At 63.2% G+C, this 14,070-nt stretch carries 12 protein-coding genes and 1 other RNA gene; 4 read left to right on the forward strand and 9 right to left on the reverse strand.

Translation table 11 applies throughout. From position 1 onward, the window contains the following. Positions 1–35: 35 nt before the first annotated feature. The 3 genes from IB232_RS15295 (at position 36) to IB232_RS15305 (ending at position 3,522) form a co-directional block, all read left to right on the forward strand. Positions 36–2,861, forward strand: a complete 2,826-nt coding sequence (locus tag IB232_RS15295) for an FAD-binding and (Fe-S)-binding domain-containing protein (RefSeq protein WP_192399472.1) — start codon at positions 36–38, stop codon at positions 2,859–2,861. A 65-nt stretch (positions 2,862–2,926) separates the two neighbouring features. Next, positions 2,927–3,199 carry a hypothetical protein gene (locus IB232_RS15300; protein ID WP_192399473.1) on the forward strand — a complete coding sequence of 91 codons (273 nt, stop codon included), beginning with the start codon at positions 2,927–2,929 and terminating at the stop codon, positions 3,197–3,199. Between the two features lie 77 nt (positions 3,200–3,276). Next, a complete protein-coding gene (locus IB232_RS15305; RefSeq protein ID WP_137971010.1) occupies positions 3,277–3,522 on the forward strand; it encodes a hypothetical protein in 246 nt (81 codons plus the stop codon). On the opposite strand, the gene IB232_RS15310 is transcribed toward IB232_RS15305, so the two are convergent. Further along, complete coding sequence (locus tag IB232_RS15310) at positions 3,523–6,441, reverse strand: ATP-binding protein (RefSeq protein WP_192399474.1); 2,919 nt, start codon at positions 6,439–6,441, stop codon at positions 3,523–3,525. Positions 6,442–6,587: 146 nt separating this feature from the next. Between IB232_RS15310 and ssrA the strand changes: the two genes are divergently transcribed. Next, positions 6,588–6,945, forward strand: a transfer-messenger RNA (tmRNA) gene (gene ssrA / locus IB232_RS15315). Between the two features lie 634 nt (positions 6,946–7,579). Here ssrA and IB232_RS15320 read toward each other — a convergent pair. From IB232_RS15320 to IB232_RS15355, 8 genes are all read right to left on the reverse strand, one after another. Continuing rightward, positions 7,580–8,572 (reverse strand): tyrosine-type recombinase/integrase, encoded by a 993-nt coding sequence (locus IB232_RS15320; protein ID WP_192399475.1) that lies wholly within the window; start codon positions 8,570–8,572, stop codon positions 7,580–7,582. Between the two features lie 204 nt (positions 8,573–8,776). After that, positions 8,777–10,054 carry a hypothetical protein gene (locus IB232_RS15325; RefSeq protein ID WP_192399476.1) on the reverse strand — a complete coding sequence of 426 codons (1,278 nt, stop codon included), beginning with the start codon at positions 10,052–10,054 and terminating at the stop codon, positions 8,777–8,779. 139 nt (positions 10,055–10,193) lie between these two features. Continuing rightward, positions 10,194–11,381, reverse strand: a complete 1,188-nt coding sequence (locus tag IB232_RS15330; RefSeq protein WP_192399477.1) for a zonular occludens toxin domain-containing protein — start codon at positions 11,379–11,381, stop codon at positions 10,194–10,196. 12 nt (positions 11,382–11,393) lie between these two features. Next, positions 11,394–11,723: a DUF2523 domain-containing protein gene (locus IB232_RS15335; RefSeq protein WP_192399478.1), complete on the reverse strand. Its 330-nt coding sequence runs from the start codon at positions 11,721–11,723 to the stop codon at positions 11,394–11,396. Then, positions 11,723–12,934, reverse strand: a complete 1,212-nt coding sequence (locus IB232_RS23530; protein ID WP_225592338.1) for a virulence factor TspB C-terminal domain-related protein — start codon at positions 12,932–12,934, stop codon at positions 11,723–11,725. Before IB232_RS23530 ends, IB232_RS15335 begins: the two co-directional genes overlap by 1 nt. A gap of 153 nt (positions 12,935–13,087) precedes the next feature. Next, a complete protein-coding gene (locus IB232_RS15345) occupies positions 13,088–13,294 on the reverse strand; it encodes a major capsid protein (RefSeq protein ID WP_192399479.1) in 207 nt (68 codons plus the stop codon). Positions 13,295–13,299: 5 nt separating this feature from the next. Continuing rightward, positions 13,300–13,518 carry a hypothetical protein gene (locus IB232_RS15350; RefSeq protein WP_192399480.1) on the reverse strand — a complete coding sequence of 73 codons (219 nt, stop codon included), beginning with the start codon at positions 13,516–13,518 and terminating at the stop codon, positions 13,300–13,302. A gap of 107 nt (positions 13,519–13,625) precedes the next feature. Continuing rightward, a complete protein-coding gene (locus IB232_RS15355; RefSeq protein WP_192399481.1) occupies positions 13,626–13,991 on the reverse strand; it encodes a hypothetical protein in 366 nt (121 codons plus the stop codon). Positions 13,992–14,070 lie beyond the last annotated feature (79 nt).

Below are 14,070 nucleotides of genomic sequence, written 5' to 3' on the forward strand. Positions count from 1 at the left end.
GGGGAGATAAAAACACCGTGATACATGGAGCACGCATGAGCCTGCCCGCCGCCTTCCTCGCCGAAGTCCACCGCCTGATCCCGCGCGAGCGCCTGTTCGACGATCCGCTGTCGACGCTGGCCTTCGGCACCGACGCCAGCTTCTACCGGCTGATTCCCAAACTGGTGGTACGGGTCGAGGCCGAGGCAGAGGTGGTGCGCCTGCTCGAACTGGCCAGCGCCCAGCGCGTGCCGGTGACCTTTCGCGCCGCCGGCACCAGCCTCTCCGGCCAGGCCATCAGCGACTCGGTGCTGATCGTCCTCGGCGACAGCTGGAACGGGCGCGACATCCGCGCGAACGGCGCACAGATCCGTCTGCAGCCCGGCGTGATCGGCGCCCAGGCCAACGCCTGGCTGGCGCCGCTGGGGCGCAAGATCGGCCCCGACCCGGCCTCGATCAACGCGGCGAAGATCGGCGGCATCGTCGCCAACAACTCCAGCGGCATGTGCTGCGGCACGGCGCAGAACACCTACAAGACCCTCGCCGGCCTGCGCGTGGTGCTGGCCGACGGCAGCGTGCTGGACAGCGAGGACGCCGCCAGCATCGAGGCATTCCGCCAGAGCCACGGCGCGCTGCTCGACACCCTGGCCGAGCTGGGTCGGCAGACCCGCGCCAACACCGCGCTGGCCGACAAGATCCGCCACAAGTACAGACTGAAGAACACCACCGGCTTCTCGCTCAATTCGCTGGTCGACTTCGACGAGCCGATCGACATCCTCAACCACCTGATGGTCGGCTCCGAAGGCACTCTGGGCTTTATCAGCGCAGTGACCTACGACACCGTGCCGGAGCACCCGCACAAGGCCAGCGCGCTGATCGTCTTCCCCGACGTGGAGAGCTGCTGCCAGGCCGTGCCGCTGCTCAAGCAGCAGCCGGTGTCCGCCGTGGAGCTGCTCGACCGCCGCAGCCTGCGCTCGGTGGAAAACATGCAGGGCATGCCCGAGTGGGTGCGGAGCCTGTCGAACGGCGCCTGTGCCCTGCTGATCGAATCGCGCGCCGCGGCGCAATCGCTGCTGCACGAGCAGATCGGCCGGATTATGGCCTCCATCGCCCACTTCCCGATGGAAAAGCAGGTCGACTTCAGCGAGGACCCGGCCGTCTACAACCAGCTGTGGAAGATCCGCAAGGAGACCTTCCCCGCCGTCGGCGCCGTGCGCCAGACCGGCACCACAGTGATCATCGAGGACGTCACCTTCCCGGTAGAACGCCTGGCCGAAGGCGTCAACCGCCTGATCGAGCTGCTGGAGAAGCATCGCTACGACGAGGCCATCCTGTTCGGCCATGCCCTGGAGGGCAACCTGCACTTCGTCTTCACTCAGGGCTTCGACGATCCAGTCCAAGTCGCGCGTTATGAGTCTTTCATGCAGGACGTGGCGCAGCTGGTGGCGGTGGAATTCGGCGGTGCGCTCAAGGCCGAGCACGGCACCGGGCGCAACATGGCGCCCTTCGTCGAGCTGGAGTGGGGCAGCGAGGCCTACCAGCTGATGTGGACCATCAAGCGCCTGTTCGACCCGCAAGGCATCCTCAACCCGGACGTGGTGCTGTCGGCCGACCCGCAGATCCACCTGAAGAACCTCAAGCCGCTGCCGGCCGCCGACGAGATCGTCGACAAGTGCATCGAGTGCGGCTTCTGCGAGCCGGTCTGCCCGTCCAAGGGGCTGACCCTGACGCCGCGCCAGCGCATCGTCATCTGGCGCGATATCCAGGCGCGCAAACGCGCCGGTATCGACACCACAGAACTGGAAGCCGCCTACCACTATCAGGGCGTGGACACCTGCGCCGCCACCGGTCTGTGCTCGCAGCGCTGCCCGGTGGGCATCAATACCGGCGACCTGGTGCGCAAGTTGCGCGCCCGCGACGCCGAGCACGGGCGCAGCGCCGACTGGCTGGCCGCGAACTTCCACCGTACCCTGCAGGGCGCGCGGGTCATGCTGCACGTGGCCAATGGCGCGCGCATGCTGCTGGGCGCACCGCTGCTGGGCAAGACCTCGGCCCTGCTGCACAAGGCCAGCGCCGGCCGCGTGCCGCAGTGGACGCCGGCCATGCCGCAGCCGGTGCGCAACCTCGACCTGCCCGCGTTCAGCGACGATGCGCGGCCCCGCGTGGTCTACCTCGCCGCCTGCATCTCGCGCGCCATGGGCCCGGCCTTCGCCGATGCCGAGCAGACACCGCTGATCGACAAGACCCGCCGCCTGCTGGAAAAGGCTGGCTTCCAGGTGGTGTTCCCTGCGGACGCGGACAACCTCTGCTGCGGCCAGCCGTTCGCCTCCAAGGGCTACCCGGAACAGGCCGAGCGCAAGAAGCAGGAGCTGGTCGACGCGCTGCTCAAGGCCAGCCGCGGCGGCCTCGATCCGATCTACTGCGACACCAGCCCCTGCACCCTGCGCCTGATCCAGGACGGCCTCGATTCGCGGCTGCGCCTGCACGACCCGGTGAAGTTCATCCGCGAACACCTGTTCGAGCGCCTGGAGTTCACCCCGCAAGACAAGCCGGTGGCGGTGCACGTCACCTGCTCCACCCAGCACCTGGGCGAGGCCCAGGGCCTGATCGACATCGCCCGCCGCTGCGCCAGGGAAGTGGTGATCCCCGAGGGCATCCACTGCTGCGGCTTCGCCGGCGACAAGGGCTTCACCACGCCGGAGCTGAACGCCCACTCGCTGCGCTCGTTGAAGGACGCGGTGCAGATCTGCGAGGAAGGCATCTCCACCAGCCGCACCTGCGAGATCGGCCTGTCGACCCACAGCGGCATCGACTACCACGGCCTGGTGTACCTGGTGGATCGCGTCACCCGGGCAAAAAACTCTGAACCGAGGCCGCTCTAGCTCAGTCGACTACACACGGGCCCGCTTGCCGGGCTCGCTTCGACGACTGAAGAGGAGAGACCTCGATGAAGCGTACTGCCCTGATTCTTGCCTGTGCCCTCGCCGCCTCGCCGGCGTTCGCCAACGACGATCTGTGCGCCACTAACCTGCAGAAGATCGATGACCAGCTGGCCAGCCAGACCGCCCTCGGCGAGGCCGCCAAGCAGCAGGTCGAAGATCTGCGCAAGCAGGCCGTGCAAGCCCAGCAGGCCGGTGATATGGAAGGCTGTGCCGGGCATGCCGGCCAAGCCGTGACCCTGCTGGAGAAAACCGGCAAGGGCGACGGCCCGGCCAATTGACGGCTGGAGAGCCGGCGGCACGGCGGACCTGGCGTCCGTCTCTATACTGAGTTCACCCCATCCATGGAGGACTCACCATGCGCCGGCTCTTCCTGCTCTGCTCTACCCTGCTGTTCAGCACCTCGCTATGGGCCATGCACTGCCCCCAGGACATGGCCAAGATCGACGAAATGCTCAAGACCGACCCGCCCGCCGATGCCGAAGTGCTGGCCGAAGTGCAGCGCCTGCGCGCAGAAGGCGAGCAGCTGCACAAGTCGGGCAATCACGGTGAGTCGGTGAAGGTGCTGGAGGAAGCGCTGAACCTGCTGCAGGCCAGCGAGTAGTCAGGCTTCCTGACCGAGCAGCGACAGCGCCATCTGGCGCAGTTGCTGCAGGTCCACCGGCTTCAGCAGGCAGGCCTGCGCCCCCCTGGCGCGGGCTTCCGCCAACAGCTCCTCGTCGGCCGCAGCGCTGACCACCAGCACCGGCACCTCGGCCAGGCGCGGCTCGTTGCGCATGTACTCCAGCACCTCCAGGCCGCTGCCATCGGGCAGATCGAGATCGAGCAGCACCAGCGCCGGCGTCTGCTCGCTGAGTTGCAGCAGCGCACGGCGCACAGAGCCCACGCCGCCGACCACCGCCATCTCGCGCAGCCCTTCCTGCAGCACCCGCAGGCAGGCCGGATGGTCTTCCACGCAGAGCACCTGGGCCAGCACCTGGCGCGCACGCGTCGCGGCCGGCTTTTCAGCGGCCCCATCGAGCGGCGGCTCGGCGGCGCTGGGCAGCTCGATCCAGAAACGGCTACCCAGGCCGATGTCACTGGTGAAGCCCATCTCGCCACCCATCAGCTCCGCCAGTTCGCGGCACAGCACCAGGCCGATGCCGGTGCCAGGGATATTGGAGTTCTCCCGGCCGAGCCGCTGGAACGGCTGGAACAGCTGCGCCTGCTGTTCGGTGCTGAGGCCAGGACCACTGTCATCGACCCACAGGCGCACACCGCTGGCACGCACCTCGTAGCCCATGCGGATCATGCCCTGCGGGCTGTTGTACTTGATCGCGTTGGACAGCAGGTTGAGCATCACCTGGCGCAGGCGGCGCAGATCGGCCAGGACGAACAGCGGCGGATGGGCCTCGGCCAGTACCTGCAGCTGCAGGCGGCGCTGCTGCACCTCGGGCTGGATCAGCTCAGCGCAACTGCGTAGCAACGGGCCGATATCCACCGGTTGCAGCTGCAGCTGCTGCTGGCGGCTCTCGATGCTGGAAAGGTCGAGAATGTCGTCCACCAGCGAGGTCAGGTGCCGGCTGGCCAGCACGATTTCGCGGGCGTATTCCGCCTCCTGATTGCGCTCGGCATGGTCCTGGGCCTCCAGCTCGATCAGTTGGGCGAAGCCGTGGATGGCATTGAGCGGCGTGCGCAGTTCGTGGCTCATGCTGGACAGGAAACGGCTCTTGGCCTGGCTGGCGGCCTGGGCCTCGTGGCTGGCTCGGCGCAACTCTTCCTGCACCTGCTTGAGGCGGGTGATGTCGACGTGGGTGCCCGCCGCTCGTACCGCGCGGCCCTCGGCGTCACGCTCGATCACCTTGCCGCGGCTGAGCAGCCAGACGTAGCGGCCCAGACCATCGGCATAGCGGTACTCGGCCTCGAAGAAGTCCTCGGCGCTGTCATCGGCCATGCTCAGGCGCAGGTGGCGCACTCGTGGCAGGTCGTCCGGATGCACGCGCCGGTTGAATTCGGCGAACGGCATGCAGTCGCTGGGCAGCCCGAAGCGCCGCACGAAGCGGTCGCTGATGCGGATGCTGAGGCTCTCCGCCTCCACTTCCCAGAGGCTCTCGGTGGTGCTCTCCAGCACCAGCTCCAGGGTGCGCTGAGCCCGCAGGCGACTCTCCTCGCTGGCCTGCAACTGCTGGCCGGCGTGCTGCACTTCCACCGCCATCTCGGCCATCTCGGCGATCGAGGTCGGTGGCGCCGCCGGCTTGCGCTCGCCCACCGCCAGGCTGCGCATCATGCCAACGATACCGGCGATGGGCTCGGCCAACTCGTTGCTCAGGCGCCGCGAGCGTGTCCACATCCAGGTACCGAACAGCAGATAGAAGAACACCAGGCCGGCGATCAGCAGGTAGCCGATGATCTGGTATTGCTCGGCCAGGCGGTTGGTCTCGCTGAAGATGTTCGCCTCGTCCACCACCAGCAACAGGCGCCAGCCGGTCTGCGGAATCTCGCTCCAGGCCATCAGTTGGCCACGGCCGCCGAGCTGCACCTCGACCACGCCGTGGTGCCGGGTGGCCATGGCCTCCAGCAGCGGACGCAGGCCCTGCTGGCGATCCAGCTTGAAGTCAGCCGGTTTGAGTACCTCGCGGCTGACCGCCTCGGCGTAGGAGTAGCTGGTCAGCTCGCGCAGGCCGAAGTCCTTCTCGCCCGCCGTGGGCAGGGCCATGATCGCGTTGTCGCTGCCCACCAGCAGCGCATATCCCTGCCAGGGCACCTGCAGGTTGCCGATCTCAGCGAGCATCTGCCCGACCGTCACGTCCAGGCCGGCGACGCCCTCGAGGAAGTTATCGCGATAGACCGGGGCGATGGCCGACATCATCCAGCCCTGACCGGCCGGATCGAGGTAGACCTCGGTCCACACGGTGCTGCGCTTGGGGTTGTGCTCGGCGTTGGCCAGGTAATAGAAGTTGTACTGCGGGATGACCATGTCATGCGGGTACTGCTGCAGCACATCGAAATACGGGTAGATGCGGTTGTAGCTGTCCCAGGTGTTGAAGTAGACCGCCGCCACCAGCGGATCAGCCTGGCGGATCGAACGCATCAGCGGGTCCACCCGCGACAGGCGTAGTGCCTTGGCGCGGTCCTGCTTGGCCGGTGGCGTAGCGGCGGAATAGAAGGAGGCGGCGCGGCCATCGTCGCTGCTGCTGTAGAACACGCCGCTCGGTGCGCTGGCGTGACGCTTGCGCTCCAGCTCGTCCGGGGCGAAGCGGTGATCGCTCAGGGCCTCGGTCACCGCGTCACGGTAGATGCCGACCTGGGCCTCGATGGCGCGCAGACGGCTGTCGATCACCTGCCCTTCGCGGCGCACAGCGCTGTCCAGATCCTGCAGCGCACTGCTCTGCAGATAACCGACCTGGGCCTCGCGGATGGATTCGTTGGTGTAGAGATAGACGGCGATCAGCACCGACTCCACCAGTACCAGGGGAATCAGCGCACTCTGCAGGAACGCTCGCCAGATCCAGCGGCGCAAAGGCTTGAGTGGTGCGAGCGGCATCCGTCGCTCCTCGAATTCTAATCTGAAGAGGATGGCACAAGACCGCCGAACGGCCAGTGCCTGCCAGGCATTGTACTGGCAGTTCGATGGTCGACGCTGGTGAACCTTTGCCGTACACTGCCTATTAAACCTCGCAAGAGAGTTCTGGGGCCGATTAGGATTCGACGCCGGTAGCAAAACTTGAGGGGCATGCCGAGTAGGTGACAGTTCTCGTAAATCCGCTGCCACAACTTTATAGTTGCCAACGACGACAACTACGCTCTAGCCGCCTAAGTGCCGCTAGCTGACCCTAGGGGATGCCTGTAAACCCGACGATTAGGTCAGTCAGATAGAACAGGATCGCCGCCAAGCTCGCTGCAGGTGTAACGGCTAAAACTTATGCAGCTCGCTCCAAGCGCCCTGCCACTCGGGCCGCGCGGAGTTAACTCAGTAGAGATGGCTAAGCATGTAGAACCGATAGCGGAGAGCTGGCGGACGGGGGTTCAAATCCCCCCGGCTCCACCAAATAAGCCCCTGATTTTCCTAGAGAAAGTCAGGGGTTTTTCTTTGGGTGTCGAAAAAGTGTCGAAACGACCCACGCGCAAGGCGAGAAAAAATTTGCAGGCATCGGCTGGCCCCAGACACCATTTTGACGTAGAAGTTATATAAATAATTTGCATTCAAGATGATCCGCCCCACTCTCCGCGCGGTCTCTGATAGTTCAGCTTGCAGCGCTTGCGCCTCGTCTTTCCGCTGAAGAACTGGCAAGGAATGTGGCTCCCCACCTGAGCAGCAGTAGGCATGCTCGCTTAGAAGGTTGCAGCCCAATGGGTACGCTTTACCGAGAGCGGTACGAGGTTCCTCTCGTGCAGCTTCCAGGCCAGCTATTTTTAGACGTTATGTGTCACGCAAGCAGAGTTTTGCTTGTGAATGTCCTCTATCAGGACGTGACACAGGCGGTCTACTACCCAGCTGAGAACGCCGAAATTCCTTGCGATGAGGCTGAGCGGGCATGCCGGATGGCCTTGGAGCATTTTCGCTCAAGCTCTTTTGATCTCTATGTACACGACCGGAGCAAGGTTCTCCGGCGTTGCGCCCTCATACTGGAACCCAATGCTCCGCTGTATGACGGAATCCTCTTTAAGATCGACGAAACCGATCAACGCGAGAGTGCGGCTAATGGCCCTAACCTCAGCGCATCCTGAAGGTGATCTGGCGCCAAGTGCGCATAGCGCATAGTCATGGCCAAGCTCGAGTGACCCAGGATCTTTTGCAGCGTAAGGATGTTGCCACCGTTCTGGATGAAGTGACTGGCGAAGGTATGTCGGAGAGAATGGGCCGCCTGCCCCTTCGGCAGCTCAATAGTCGTCCTGGCGAGGGCTCTGCGAAACGAGGTGATAGCCGAGTTCGGCTGACCATGCTGTTTCCAGTGTCTAAGGATTTTGGCTTCTAGCTCAGTCGTGATGGGTACTGATCGGACCTTACCGCTCTTGGTCCCACTGAAGGTAATCACCGCATTACGTAGCCCGGTCCGCTTCAGCTTCTCGGCCTCTGACCAACGTGCGCCGGTGGCCAGACAGATGAGCGTGATGATTTCGACATGTGGGTTATCACAGCCACTGCGGATAGCCTCCAACAGCTCGGCAATCTGATCGGTCGTCAGCCAGGACAATTCACGTTCCTGGATCTTCAACGGCTTCACCAGGGCCAGCGGATTGGCGTAGTCGATAACTCCTAGGCCTCGCAGTTCGTTGTAGAGCGAACGCAGATAGCCAAGCTCATTGTTGAGAGTCTTAGGCGAAACGCCCTCCCCTAGCCTGACGCGGCGATCATGAGCGTAGGTCTGCGGGTCGAGCTTGGCGGCCTGCGGATTGCGAAGTCGCTTAGCGAGCAAATCCAGCTTGGAGCGGCGGCGCTCCCCGTCCCTGAGAGAGTGCCCATGCAGGTCGAACCAAGCGGCGACCAGCTCGGTCAATCGGCGGGTGTCAGTTGGTTTGGGTGACCAGCTCGGATTGTCTACGACCTTGGAACGGCAATTAGCCTCGAACCGCTGAGCTTCTGCCTTGGTCTTGAGAATCTTGCGGAAGCGCTTGCCCTTGATCGGCTCTATGTCGACCTTCCAGCGGCCATCGACTAATTGCTCAATGGCCATTGCAGAAAAGCACGCTAGTGCATAGTGAGCAGCACCACAAACGCAACCAAAAAGACAGAAAAGACAATAAAGAAGCCCCATGAAAGGGCTTTCGCTCGGAAGGCACACGAGGGGCAGTCGTCAGCGTCTGACGGCCAATCTCTCCCACAATCCGGGCATTTGGGGGTGTTCTGCATAGCATCGACTCAGAAATAGAGACGGAGATCATATAGCACGCCCCCAACGGATATGCCGTTCCTCCAAGAGGTCGCGGATGTGGTTGTAGAGGTCAATCGTGGTCATATCCTTGGCCGCGTAGTGGTCGCGGATCACCGGCCAGCATTCCCACTCGGTGAGCCGCTTAAAGGCCTTTTTTGCGCCCACCCTTTCCCTTGCCAGCAAGCTGACGAAGTTGCCCAGGAACAGCTCGACGTTCTTTCCGGAGAAGCCACGGGCCGTCTTGTAGTGGCGCTTGTAGTGGGTGTCTTCCAGCAGCGAATCGGCGGCGATATCGACTCGCACATCCTGACGAATCAGGGTCCAGATGGCCTCATAGCGGCCGGGACGGGCTTGCAGGCGGAACTGACTAAGGCCGTAGCGCCAGAGGCCGTCTAGGTGGGCTGCAAAGGCCGCAAAGGAGCTGGTGTCGATCAGCTCGCCGGAGCGCACGTCTACCGAGCCGCTGGCGAATTGCTGGATGATCGAGTGGTGGTAGCGCAGCTCTATGCGCCACACGGCTTGGGCCGGGTTGTAGTTGTCCGGGTCGCCCTCGTCGAAGCTGTCACGACGACGCCAGACGCCTTCCCAGTAGTCGAGTTTGTCAGTGGCCTTGGCCTGCTCAGTCTTGTTGTAAATGCACAGCTGGATGCCGCCAGCGGAGCCAAACATGGAGGTTTCGCCACGGCCATACACACTGGCCTTGGTCGCCCAGGAAATCTCATTGATGCCCGATATGTCGCGGTGAGTGCGCGCACGGCAATGCATGCGAGCCATCAGGTCGGCAGGCGGTTGCCAGCCCTGTAGGTCTAGTGCCAGGTGCACAGCGCATTGATTGACTTCGAGGTTGGTCATCACCTCATTGGCGTAGTAGTCCATGCGAGCTTGCAGACGCTCAGGGCTCAGGGCGTCGATGGCATGCGGGGAGACTTCGATTTTCAGGTGGGGGCCGATGGCGTCGATCTTGGCGTTGAAGTTCTTCACCAGCAGGACGAAGCCCAGGTCGGCGTTCTGGAGCTTGTACTGGTAGCCGGAGTCACGTCCGACGCGACCGGAGTGCCAGCGCTGGCCGGCGAAATCGACGATGGCGCCAGGGGTTTCAAACAGCGCCATGATTTCCGGGCGGATCAGCCCCCGGTAGAGCTGGCGGACCGTGTCCACCCCGCAGCGCAGCAGACGGACTTTCGACAGGTCAGTGAGGATGGCGGTGTGGTCATCGAAGAACAGACGCCCGGTCGCTGACTCGTTGAATTCCTGATCGACTCGCAGTTGGTCCTTAACGCTCATTTTCTCACTCCGAATTGGTACGAATTGAAACTCGGTAATTGGGTTTATCTGACGTGTTACAGGGTCGTCCCGCGCGCGCCTTTTGCGCATCGCTCGTGCCTCGCGCATGCGCGAAAAGGCGCCCGAAAGCAGGCGCGGATCACCATAGGAAGCGGCCCTTCTCGTAGGGCACCCGTGTCACGATGCTGCCGGCTTGGGCTTGCTGCTGGCCTTCCAGGGGCTGTTCCGGTGGTGGGGGCTGGCGATCGGTGTTCATGCGTTCTTGATCACTGCCCCGATCGGCGATCGCGGGATCGAAGTAGCCGTGTTTAACCGTGTTCTGGCAGAAGGCAAACGAGGTTTTGTGCCAGGTGCCTTGCTGGCTGAAGCACTCGCAGATGTAGGACTTTTGGCCATCCCTGACGGGCTTATAGCGGCGCCGGTTGCGCTCGATGTAGCCCTCATCCGAACTCATCACGCAGGACAGCTTGGGGTAGGTCTTGGGCTTGGTTAGCTCGTCATAGATCGGCGCTGAGCTGGGCACATCGGGTATCCGCGGGGTGCGCAGGGCAAGGTATTTCTCCGCGGTGATGGCGTCCTTACCCGAAGCGCGGGCCACTGGGTTGATCAGGGAGCCGACCTGGCCTTTCACCTGATCGACCAGCCCCTTCTCCTCTGCGGGCGCGCCTTGCTCAGCGGCGGTTTCGGCCTTGCCCAGCTCGTAGCGTTCGTAGGCGCGGTAGACCAGAAAGGCCGCCCCGCCGATCACGGCCATGGCCAAGAGAAACTTGGTCGGCAGCTTGGTCTGGAAATGGTGCTGGGCGTTGGCGCTGGTGTAGACGCCGAAGAACTTCTTATCCAGGCGGACGGTCTTTTTGTCGGCGTCCTTGAAGCTGCTTTTGACCTCGACCTTTTCAATCACCGCATCCGACTCGAAGCGCAGCAGCTGCTGCGACTTGAACACCCGCCAGTAGTGGACGTGGCCGTTACACAGGCGGCGCAAATGCACGTCGATGTAGCGCGGGTCCTGGGTGACCAAGTGCACCTCGTGGCCGGAGTGACGCATGGTCTCGAAGCGGGTGATGTGTTCCGGTGGCCGGGCGCGGGTGTCGCGGGCACCGAACCAGCCTTGCGCCTCGTCCACCACGACGATGCAGTCCTTGGGCAGATCGAACCAGAGTTCGGGGTCATCGAACTGGAACCAGCTGGCTTTAAGCAGCTCGGGCTTGAGGCCGTTGATGTTGTGGTAGTAGACCGGGCGACCTTCCGCGAAGGCCTTGGCATCGACCTCGCGAATGGTGTTGAGGGTCTTGCCGTGGCCGGGCTTTCCGGTGCGGATGTAGAGCATGTGGCGGCCTCCTTATGCTTCGATGGAGGTGCCGCCCGGCTTGCGCCAGACCTGCGAACGTCGACGGTCCTGGGCCTTGTTCAGCCCCGCGATCACCAATCGAGTGGTGACGGCCGCCAGGAAGATGTTAATGGCTACATCGACCTTGGCCAGCCCGAGAATCTGCTGAATCACCAGGGTGCTAGAGCCCATGCGCGAGGTGACGTAGCCGGCCACCTGCTCGAGCAGGACGTTGTAGCCGACGTAGGTCACGAAGCCGATGCCTAGCAGGCGCAGCACGAAGTTAATCAGCGGCTGGATCAGCATGAAAACGAACTGAGCAACCCAGAGCCAGACGGGCATCATTCACCTCCAACAGCGCGGCCCACGTAGAGGGCGTAAAAGACCGCAGCTGCCGCCACGATCAGATAGGAAAGGTCGCTGGCGAACTGGCACAGCGGTTCGAACGAGAGTGAAAAGGTGCGGCCACCGTTGGTGGTCAGCGAGAACGACTTGGCCTGGGGGCAGCTGCTCGGCAGGAAGCGGGTTCCCTCGCTGAACATTTCGCTCAGATTGATTTCCTCATCCTCTTCAGCCTCGAAGTCCGGCTGATCCAAGAAGTCGGCGATATCGTCTTGCTGCCCAAGGAAGTCGGACTGTTCCAGACCGTCGCAATACTGTTCCTTCTGCAGGTAGAGCTGAGCGCAGGCGATGGCATCCCCCTCGCAGGAAAGCGGTGCGTCGCAGTTGGCAAAGCCGCCAGCAGAGCCACCGTTGTCACCGCCGCCAGGGTCACCACCTCCCGGATCACCGCCACCGGGATCGCCACCGCCAGGGTCACCACCTCCCGGATCGCCACCACCGGGATCGCCACCGCCAGGGTCACCGCCGCCCGGATCGCCACCACCGGGATCGCCGCCACCGGAGCAGCCTTCGCCTTGTGGATTGGTATCGCAGGGATCGGGCGGAACCTCGGGCACATCGGGTTGAGGCGTGTCTGAGGTGTTGCAGGTCTCGCCGGTCTGCTCGCCCTTGTAGTCGCAGTAGGTCACGGCGCCTTCGCCGTCGAAGTTGTAGCAACCGTCCACACCAGAGGTTCGGTTGACCTTGCAGCCGCTGCTACAGGCCCAGGACGGCGGTGGAATCTCAGTGCCGGGGGCGATGTTGTTAGGGGCGTTGGAGTCTTTACGGCCTAGTGGCCACTGGAAAACGTCAGGGTTTCCAGATACGCACTCTTCCCAGGGAACTGCGTTCACCCCCACGCCGGTGACTGAGCTTTGATCCTTGATTCCGCCCTCATAAACGGCGTACTTGATTTCATAGAGGCAGGTGTAAATCTCTGGAGGGGAGCTAGTGACCTGCTGGACACCATTGAAGGTGAAGTCCGCGACACGACGACCATCGGGAGCCGACCACTTGCTGCGCCAGTCGTCGCGGGCAGCGTCAAGAACGGCCTGACACGCTGCCTGGGGGGTCGCGTACTCGCCGTCGTCGTACTTGTCGGGCATGTACGGAAAGGCGGCGAAGACAGCAGGCGAAAGCAGTACTAGCAGGGCGAGTAAGACACTGCGCATGGTCACACCCGCCCAAAGAACAGCGCCCACAAGGCGGCCACTGTGACGATGAGAACGAACCATTCTTGAGACATGGCGGTTACTTCCAGCTGGATAAGAAAACCCCGCCGGAGCGGGGTTGTTCTTGCCCGGCACGGGACGTGACGAGCAGGCTTACAGGGCGCGACGCATGTACTTGAAGGCCGCAGCGGCCACCAGCACACCGAACACAGCCCAACCGATGGTGCCAACGTCGGTGCCGGCCTCGGTCAGAGCAGCGGTGGCATCGGCCGGGACAGCGGCGTAGGCCTGCTGGATGGACAGAACGCCGACAGCAGCAGCGACACCGAGGGAGCGTTTCAGGGTTTGCAGTTGTTTCATGGTCATTACCTTTGCTTGAGTGCTTTTCGGAGGGCCAGGAAGCCGAACACCAGGGCAAACAGGGTGATTGCTTCGCCTTGCAGCTCGGCCACTTGGTCCCAGGTCAGGGCAGACCCATACAGGGCCTGCATTTCCTCTTGGGTCAGGCTGACCAGAGTTCCGGTGCAGATGGGTTCACCACCTGCGCCGACGCTCCAGCTGCCGTCACACGCCAGGAAATTCATAGGGGGCTCAGGCAGCGCGGGCAGGCTTTAACCAGCGACCACAGGCGCTTGGGGGCGCAGTTGTGGCAGTGGTTGCAGAAGATCCGGACCATCTGAGCCGCCCGTTATCAGGACTTGGCGGCGTCAGCCGGGGTCGCCGGTTTGGCGGTCTGGCTCTGCTGCTGGGCTTGGCGCTGACCGGGTTCGGTGCGGGGCTTTGCCGACTCGATGTGCAGGGCGAGATTTTTGCCCTTGTTCTGGCCGCCACGGTCCACCTCGAAGGTGATGCGGACCATTTCCAGCGGCTCGAAGTGAGCGCCAGCGGCGAAGACCTCGTCGGCGTGATCGTCGGCGACGGCCATGCCGATGATGGACAGGCCGTGTTCGGTCTTGCCGTCCGGCTCATCGCCGTAGAAGACCTTTACGTACTTCGCGCCTTCCATTTCGGTTTTCTGGGTGCCCAGGAATACGACTTCCATTACGGAACGTGCCATGTGTGTTGCCTCGCTAGTGGTGCGCCTGATTGCGCGGTTTGCCTTTCAGCAGGCCGAGCGGGTCCACACGGGCGAACTT

The organism is Pseudomonas sp. PDM15, from assembly GCF_014851565.1.
Taxonomy (GTDB): Bacteria; Pseudomonadota; Gammaproteobacteria; order Pseudomonadales; family Pseudomonadaceae; genus Aquipseudomonas.

Coding starts and splice junctions, on each gene's coding strand:
- IB232_RS15295 (WP_192399472.1), top strand. CDS start 36: ATGAGCCTGCCCGCCGCCTTCCTCGCCGAAGTCCACCGCCTGATCCCG.
- IB232_RS15300 (WP_192399473.1), top strand. CDS start 2,927: ATGAAGCGTACTGCCCTGATTCTTGCCTGTGCCCTCGCCGCCTCGCCG.
- IB232_RS15305 (WP_137971010.1), top strand. CDS start 3,277: ATGCGCCGGCTCTTCCTGCTCTGCTCTACCCTGCTGTTCAGCACCTCG.
- IB232_RS15310 (WP_192399474.1), bottom strand. CDS start 6,441: ATGCCGCTCGCACCACTCAAGCCTTTGCGCCGCTGGATCTGGCGAGCG.
- IB232_RS15320 (WP_192399475.1), bottom strand. CDS start 8,572: ATGGCCATTGAGCAATTAGTCGATGGCCGCTGGAAGGTCGACATAGAG.
- IB232_RS15325 (WP_192399476.1), bottom strand. CDS start 10,054: ATGAGCGTTAAGGACCAACTGCGAGTCGATCAGGAATTCAACGAGTCA.
- IB232_RS15330 (WP_192399477.1), bottom strand. CDS start 11,381: ATGCTCTACATCCGCACCGGAAAGCCCGGCCACGGCAAGACCCTCAAC.
- IB232_RS15335 (WP_192399478.1), bottom strand. CDS start 11,723: ATGCCCGTCTGGCTCTGGGTTGCTCAGTTCGTTTTCATGCTGATCCAG.
- IB232_RS23530 (WP_225592338.1), bottom strand. CDS start 12,934: ATGCGCAGTGTCTTACTCGCCCTGCTAGTACTGCTTTCGCCTGCTGTC.
- IB232_RS15345 (WP_192399479.1), bottom strand. CDS start 13,294: ATGAAACAACTGCAAACCCTGAAACGCTCCCTCGGTGTCGCTGCTGCT.
- IB232_RS15350 (WP_192399480.1), bottom strand. CDS start 13,518: ATGAATTTCCTGGCGTGTGACGGCAGCTGGAGCGTCGGCGCAGGTGGT.
- IB232_RS15355 (WP_192399481.1), bottom strand. CDS start 13,991: ATGGCACGTTCCGTAATGGAAGTCGTATTCCTGGGCACCCAGAAAACC.